The organism is Streptomyces sp. NPDC059740 (assembly GCF_042733155.1).
Lineage (GTDB): Bacteria > Actinomycetota > Actinomycetes > Streptomycetales > Streptomycetaceae > Streptomyces.
Map to the genome: position 1 here is coordinate 1 of NZ_JBHWGP010000084.1, position 5,879 is coordinate 5,879.

Genomic DNA, 5,879 nt, shown 5'->3' on the forward strand with positions numbered 1-5,879 from the left:
GGGGCCCCCCCCCCCCCCGCACCCGCCTACACCCCCGCCGAGGCGTGCGACTGGGGGCTGGGGGGCCCCCCCCCCCCCCGCACCCCGGCGCGGGCCACCGGGGCGGGCCGGGGCCTGCCCCGGGGCCGGCGGCCGAGGCGCGTCCGGGGCCCCTGTCACCTGCACGTAGGCTGACGTGCGAAGGCCTCGCGGTCCTCGCCTCGCACCTGCCGGGAAGCGGCCGGCCCGCACCGTCGGTGCCGCGGCTTCACGGGTCCCGCTCCCCGTCCGCCGGCCGGCCGACGCCCCCGGGGGCCCCGCCCGCCTTCCGCCTCGGCTGTCGGCGTGGCGGACCTCCGGTGGGGCAGGGGAAAGGTGACCGCTGGACGAGCGGTGCGCCGGCGGCAGGGTCGCCGACCGGGCCGCGGGTGCGTACCGGAGAGACGGAGACGGGTGGTTGTGGAAGCGGAACGGTACGCGGACGGTCGCCGGGAGGCTGCTGTTCCGCGCCGGCCGGCCCGGAGCGGGTGGCCGGCGATGACGGCTGGGACCTCGTCACCGGCCGCGGCCGGAGCAGCGGACCCGGCCGACGGGGCGGAGGGCGCCGCAGGTGCGCACGGCGAAGCCGGCCCGGTTGCCGGCGAGGCGCTCACCTGGCGGCACTGGCGGGTGGCGCTGCGCCGGACCCCGGTGTCGGTGTGGGCCGAGGACGTCTCCGACTGGGCGGCCAGCCTGACCTACTACTCCGTACTGGCGCTGCTGCCCGCCCTGATCGTGACGGTCTCCCTCATCGGCCTCGCCGATCCGGGGGCGACCGGGGACCTCATCGCCCAGCTCAGCTCGATCGTCCCGGCCGAGTCCGGGCAGACCGTTCGCCGGGCGCTGACGACCATGGCGGACCAGCACACGGCGGCCTGGGTGCTGGTCGGCGGTGCGACCGTCAGCGCGGTGTGGTCCTCGTGCAGCTACCTGGCCGTCTTCCGGCGGGCGCTGCACGCCATGAACGGCGTCCGCGACGACAAGCCGCCCTGGCGCAAGGTGCCCCGCATCCTGGTGACCGCGGTGGTGCTGCTGCTCCTGCTGATCACCAGCGCGGTGGCGCTGCTGGTGAGCGGCCCGCTCGCGCGTGCGGTGGCCAGGGCCGTGGGGCTCGACGCGGCCGGGGAGGACGCCTGGACACTGGTCAAGTGGCCGCTGCTGCTGTGCCTGGCGGCGGTGCTGGTGATGGTGCTCTTCCGGTCGGGGCCGAAGGAGGGCCGGGGGGTGCGCAGGGCCGCCCCCGGTGGCGTGGTGGCCGTGGTGATGTGGCTGGTCGCCTCGGCGCTCTTCACCGCCTACGTGTCCTACGTCGGCACCTTCAACAGGCTCTACGGCTCACTGGCCGGACCGCTGGTCTTCCTGATCTGGCTGTGGTTCTCCCACTTGTCGCTGCTCTCCGGCGCCCAGTTCAACCTGGAGCTGCGCCGGGCGCGGGGGGCGGCCCCGCCCCGGGGCTGAGGTCCCGCCCCGGGCCGGGCGGGTGCGACCGGGCTCAGCGGGCGCCGTGGCCCGGGGCGATGGTCTCCACCCGGTGGGCGAGGCGGAAGTCCAGCTCCGTCAGACCGCCCACGCTGTGCGTGTTCACGGCGAGCACCAGCGAGTGGTAGCCGAGGGTGAGGTCGGAGTGGTGGTCCAGTTCCTGCTGGATCTGCGCCACGTGGATCACCATCGCCGCGGCCTGCAGGTGCTGGTCGAAGGTGTAGCTGCGGGTCAGCCTGCCGTCCTCGACGGACCACCCGGGCAGCTGCACCAACCGGGCCTCGGTCTCCTCGGCGCTCAGCAGGTCGGGACGTTCGTACATCGCTGCCGTCTCCCTCTCGGTTCGCCGGGCCGGGGCCGGCCCGGGTCCCCATTCTTCCCCGAGCTCTCCCCGGGCACCCGGCGGCGTCCGCGTCACCCCGTCCCGGCGGCCGTCACCCCTCGTCGGCGGTGGCCGCCGTGGCGGTGGGCGTCGGACCGGCGGCAGGGGCGGCGGCGACCGGCTCCCCCGGCTCCTGGGCAGGGGCAGCCACCGCGTCCGGCTGCCCGTCCTCGGTGGCCGGCACCACGGCCCCGGCCCGGGTGCGCCTGGCCGCCATGATCACGTAGACCAGGATGCCGGCGAAGAGGAAGAGCACGCCCTGGTAGATGGCCGCGTAGCCGGCCCCGGCGACCAGCCAGAAGGTGAAGCCGAAGGCGACCAGCGCCAGCACCAGGTCCCGGACGAACCGGCCGGTGTGCACCCGCTCGCCCTCCCCGGTGAGCAGGAAGTAGACCTGCGCGCCGGCGGCCAGCAGGTAGGGCACGGTGGCCGAGAAGGTGGTGATGAGCACCAGCGTCTCGAAGACCTTGTCGGAGCCGCCGAGGTAGTTGATGACGATGAGGGCGCTGGCCAGCAGCGACGAGGTCAGCACGCCGACGGTGGGCACCCCGCGCCGCTTGGTCAGGAACATCTTCGGGAACAGCCGGTCCCCCGCCGCGGCGTACGGGGACTGCGCGCTCATCAGCGTCCAGCCGTTCAGCGCGCCCACGATGGAGATCACCGCGGCGGCGGCGATCAGGGTGCCGCCCCAGTGGCCGCCGAACATCGCGTCGATGGCATCGGAGAAGGGCGCCTGGGACTTGGCGAGCCGGTCGTGGGGGACGGTGCCGAAGACCGAGACAGTTCCGAGCAGGTAGACCACCGCCGCACCGACGGTGCCCAGCACGGTGGCGCGCCCCACGTTGCGGCCCGGATCGCGGACCTCGCCGGCGCTGACCGAGGCCGACTCGACGCCGACGTAGCTGTAGAGCAGGATCGCCGCCGCCGCCGAGAGGCCGCCGACGGCGCTGCCGCCGCCCTCGTTGAAGCCGCCGAGGTTGTGCGGGTCGAAGAAGAACAGCCCCATGACGGCGACGAACAGCAGGGGTACGAACTTCAGGACCGTGGAGACGATCTGCACCGCGCCGACGTAGCGGGTGCCGGCGAAGTTGGACACGGCCGGCAGCCACAGGGCGACCAGCGCCACCAGGATGTCCGCGCCGGTGGACTCGTGACCCGGTATCAGGACGCGGACGTAGCCGACGGCGGCCACCGCGAGGGCCGCGTTGCTCACCCACGTCATCGTCCAGTAGCTCCACGCCGAGAGGAAGCCGGCGAAGTCCCCGAACGCCTCCCGTGCGTAGACGTAGGGGCCGCCGGTGTCCGGATGGCGCCGGGCGAGGCGGCCGAAGACCAGGGCGAGCGCGATCGAGCCGACGGTCAGGACGCCGAAGGCGAGCAGGCTGACCGTTCCGTAGGGGGCGACGGATGCCGGGAGCAGGAAGATGCCGCCACCGATGATGTTGCCCATCACCAGGCTTGTGGCGGTCCCCAGTCCGAAGCGGCGCGTGTGCCGGTCTTGCATGGTGGTGGGGGGCCTCTCGACGTGCTGGAGCCCGGTGACACCGAGATGTCGGTCACCGAGCGGATGCCTATGGTCCGCGATGTGGGCGGAGGCGCAAAATCATCGGCTGTTGTCCGGCGCAGTGCCCTCCGAGACGGAAATTACTGCGGTGGCATCCTCTCCCGATAGGCGATTTTCCGCCATGGCCCGGGACACATTCGTTGCCGTCGGCTCGTTCCGGCCGCCCGGGCCGGCCGCGGGGCCCGGCTCGGGCTCGCCCCGGCCCTGGCCCGGGACCGCACCGCCGCCCGCCCCGGTCCTCTCGGACTCCGCCGGCGCCCTCTGCCCGCCGTGCACCGGTCCGCTCCCGCCCAGCGGCACCTCGGGCCCCGCGGCCTCGCGCAGCCAGCGCCGGAACACCGCGTGTACCGCCTCGGCACCCCGCAGCGTCTCCCCGGCCGGCACCGGTTCGGACAGCAGGCGCGGCCACAGCAGGAAGGGGCGGCTCTGCTCGCCTCCCAGGCCCCCGTGGGAGCCGATCTGCTCCTCGAAGGCGTGCACCTCGCCCGTCACGGGGTCGCACACCGAGTTGACCATGACGTCGGGTGCGTGGGGGAAGGTCGCCGCCCGGCGCACCACGTCCGCAGCGCCGGGGCCGAAGGGGGCGAGCGGGTCCTCCCCCACCACCAGCCCGCTGTCCAGGTGGTGCTCGGCCCCGCCGTGGCCGAGCACCACGGCACCGTGCTCGGCGGAGCGGACCAGCAGGAAGCCGACGCCCGGGTGGTCGGCCAGCGTCGCCAGCAGCGAGGGGTGGCGGCGCTCGATGTCCTCCCGGGTCGCCCGGCCCGGCAGGTCGGGGAAGGAGATCAGGCCGAGGTTGCCGGAGGCCAGGACGATGGGCGCGGAGGGCTCCCGGCCGTCGCTCTCCTCGGGCCGCTTCAGCGCCGCCCGCGCCGCCTCGCGGGCCTCTGCGCCACTGCGGGTGCGGCGGGCACGGCGCGGCACCGGCAGCCCGCACCCGGCCCGCACCAGGTCGCCCAGTTCCAGCCCGAAGCGGCCGGCGAAGGTCTCGCCGAAGCTCTGCCCGTGGTCGGAGAGCAGCACCACCCGGTACGGGCGGGGGGCGTGCGCCGCGGCGTCGGCGATGAGCCGCACGCAGCGGTCGAGGCGGCGCAGCACCTGGCGGGTGTCGCGGTGGCGGGGACCGCTGTGGTGGGCGACCTCGTCGTAGGCGACGAGGTCGGCGTAGACGGCGGTGCGGCCCGCCAGCACGTCGCCGATGACGGCGGCGACCACCACGTCCCGCTCGACGACCGTCGCGAACGCCCGGATGAGGGGGTAGAGCCCGCCCCGCCCCACCCGCGGGCGCTCCTTGCGGCCGCGGGCCCGCAGTGACTGGAACACCTCCCGTCCCACCTCGGTGAGGAAGGAGAGCGCTGTGCGGGTGGCGTTGGCGGGGTCGCAGAAGTAGGCGAAGTAGCCGGCCCGGGAGCGGTGGTAGCGGTCACGGCGGCCGGCCACCGACATCACCAGGGCGAGCTGGTCGGCGCCGCCGCTGAAGAGGTTCCCGCGGGAGGCCCCGTCGAGGGCCAGCAGGCCGCCGTCGCCACTGCGGCGCACCGCGCGGCGCTGCAGTTCGGCAGCGCCGCTGGGCCGGTTGCTGACCACCACGCGCCCCGTCTCCTTCTCGTACCAGCGGAAGGCGGGGACGTCCTCGGTGGTGCCGTGCAGGATGCCGAGCTGGCTGGCGCCGGTCTGGCTGGACCAGCCGGTGCGCCAGGGGGTGAGCCGGTGCGTCTTCGCCAGCCACGCCGCGACGGTCGGCATGACGGGGTCCGGTCCGCGGGTCGCCTCCTGGAGCACGGCGTGGCCGAGACCGTCGAGCTGGACGAAGACCGTGCCGGGCCCGTCCGAACGGTGGTGCTGCCGCCGCCTTGCGCGGCGGCCGGCCAGCCGTACCAGGCGGTGGCCGTACCCCGCGTCGTCCCGTACGGCGAGCAGGGTGGAGGTGGCCGAGGAGGCCGCGGACATCACGGCGGCGACCACCACCGCCGTCTGGGGCGCCGCCTGCCCCCGGCCACTGGGGATGAGGGCGAGGGCGAGTACCAGCAGCGAGCCGTTGAGGAAGAAGACCGTCAGGCCCAGCAGCAGCGCCGGGACCAGGAGGAAGGCGCGCACCACCAGGGGCCAGACCAGCGCCGAGAGCAGGCCGAAGGCACCGGCGCCCACGGCGGCGCTCACGGCGGTGCGGGTCACGCTGTCCCCGCCGGGCGACTGGAGGCTGAAGTCGGGCAGGACGGCGGCCAGCGCGAGCATCGTGAGGGTGGAGACGGCCCACACCACCAGAACCCGCAGGGCGGCGACGCCCACCGCGCGTCCTCGTCCTCGCAGTCCGCGCACCGTCCTCACCTCCCAGCCCACCGCGGCGACCACCCGACGAGCACGGGAGTCCTCTCACCGTGAGCACCCCCGGTTGGTGGGGACGGGGTGGTGGCGGCCCGGGATCACCACATGTCC

General features: G+C 74.9%; 4 protein-coding genes. 1 reads left to right on the forward strand and 3 read right to left on the reverse strand.

What is annotated here, in order from left to right; translation table 11 throughout:
* Nucleotides 1-516: 516 nt before the first annotated feature.
* Complete coding sequence (locus ACFV3R_RS34380; RefSeq protein ID WP_385591443.1) at nucleotides 517-1,476, forward strand: YihY/virulence factor BrkB family protein; 960 nt, start codon at nucleotides 517-519, stop codon at nucleotides 1,474-1,476.
* A 34-nt stretch (nucleotides 1,477-1,510) separates the two neighbouring features.
* On the opposite strand, the gene ACFV3R_RS34385 is transcribed toward ACFV3R_RS34380, so the two are convergent.
* From ACFV3R_RS34385 to ACFV3R_RS34395, 3 genes are all read right to left on the reverse strand, one after another.
* Nucleotides 1,511-1,819: a 4a-hydroxytetrahydrobiopterin dehydratase gene (locus ACFV3R_RS34385; RefSeq protein ID WP_385591445.1), complete on the reverse strand. Its 309-nt coding sequence runs from the start codon at nucleotides 1,817-1,819 to the stop codon at nucleotides 1,511-1,513.
* Between the two features lie 112 nt (nucleotides 1,820-1,931).
* Complete coding sequence (locus ACFV3R_RS34390; RefSeq protein WP_385591447.1) at nucleotides 1,932-3,383, reverse strand: amino acid permease; 1,452 nt, start codon at nucleotides 3,381-3,383, stop codon at nucleotides 1,932-1,934.
* Between the two features lie 99 nt (nucleotides 3,384-3,482).
* A complete protein-coding gene (locus ACFV3R_RS34395; protein WP_385591449.1) occupies nucleotides 3,483-5,762 on the reverse strand; it encodes a phage holin family protein in 2,280 nt (759 codons plus the stop codon).
* Nucleotides 5,763-5,879: the final 117 nt, after the last annotated feature.